The sequence below is a fragment of the Pseudomonas sp. HMWF006 genome (genome assembly GCF_003061205.1).
Taxonomy (GTDB): domain Bacteria; phylum Pseudomonadota; class Gammaproteobacteria; order Pseudomonadales; family Pseudomonadaceae; genus Aquipseudomonas; species Aquipseudomonas monsensis.
On sequence record NZ_QAIU01000541.1, the window covers coordinates 1 to 1,151 of the forward strand.

The 1,151-nt window shown below is 62.1% G+C and carries 2 protein-coding genes; both read left to right on the forward strand.

What is annotated here, in order from left to right:
- A partial coding sequence (locus DBR24_RS24395; protein ID WP_177490679.1) for an HRDC domain-containing protein occupies window positions 1–634 on the forward strand: 634 nt, incomplete at its 5' end.
- A gap of 133 nt (window positions 635–767) precedes the next feature.
- Window positions 768–1,151: MarR family transcriptional regulator (locus DBR24_RS24400; protein WP_128616016.1), on the forward strand; the 384-nt coding region annotated here is incomplete at its 3' end.

Sequence of the window (1,151 nt, forward strand, 5' to 3'; positions counted from 1 at the left end):
GACCCTGGAGTTGCGCCGCGATCTCAAGCCGCAAGTCACCGCCAAGACCACCAGCAAGAGCCCGGCCAGCCAATTGGTGCGCGGCGAGGAGCGCGAGCAGTGGGAAGCGTTGCGCGCCTTGCGGCGCAAACTGGCGGAAGAACACGGCGTGCCGCCGTACGTCATCTTTCCCGACTCGACCTTGCTGGAAATGCTGCGCAGCCAGCCGACGTCCCTGGCGGAGATGGCCCGGGTCAGCGGCGTCGGCGCGCGCAAACTGGAACGCTATGGCGAGGCGTTCCTCGAGGTGCTCGGCGGCGAGGCCGAGGCACCCAAAGCGGTGGCCGACGTGCGCCACGAATTGATCACCCTGGCCCGCGCCGGCATGACGCCGTTGCAGATCGCCGGGCAGTTGCAGTGTTCGGAGAAGAACGTCTACGCCATGCTCGCTGAAGCCATCGGCAAGCAGCAGTTGTCGCTGGAGCAGGCGCTGGATTTGCCGGAAGACTTGATGGGCGAAGTGCAGGATGCCTTCCTTGATGGCGAGGGCGAGTTACCGTCGGTCGCCGAGGTGGCCGAGCTGTTTGCCGGGCGTGTGCCGGAGGGCGTGCTGTACTGCGTGCGGGCTGCGCTGCAATCTGAATTTGAAATGTGAGAGGGCGATTGCGCCAGACGCCAGACAGTTGTAACGATTCAGTACAGGTCGACTCTTGCCTATAACTGCAGGCCATGCTTAGCTGACTAATAATTAGTTTTTCTCTATTTGTCAGTCTAACCATGAGTGTTTTATGCCGTTAACCGATCAACACCGCTTTGGCATGCAACTGGCCCAGATGTCCCGTGGCTGGCGTGCCGAACTGGACCGTCGCCTCGCGGGGCTGGGCCTGTCCCAGGCACGCTGGCTGGTGCTGCTGCACCTGGCGCGCTTTGAAGACGCGCCGACGCAACGTGAGCTGGCGCAAAGCGTCGGTGTCGAAGGGCCGACCCTTGCACGCTTGCTCGATAGTCTGGAAAGCCAGGGCCTGGTGCAACGCCAGTCCGTGATGGAAGACCGTCGGGCGAAAAAAATCGTGCTCTGCGCGCCCGCCTTGCCGCTGATCGAACAAATCGAAACCATTGCCACGCAACTGCGCCACGAATTGTTCGAAGGCGTCGACGAAGCGGATCTAAAG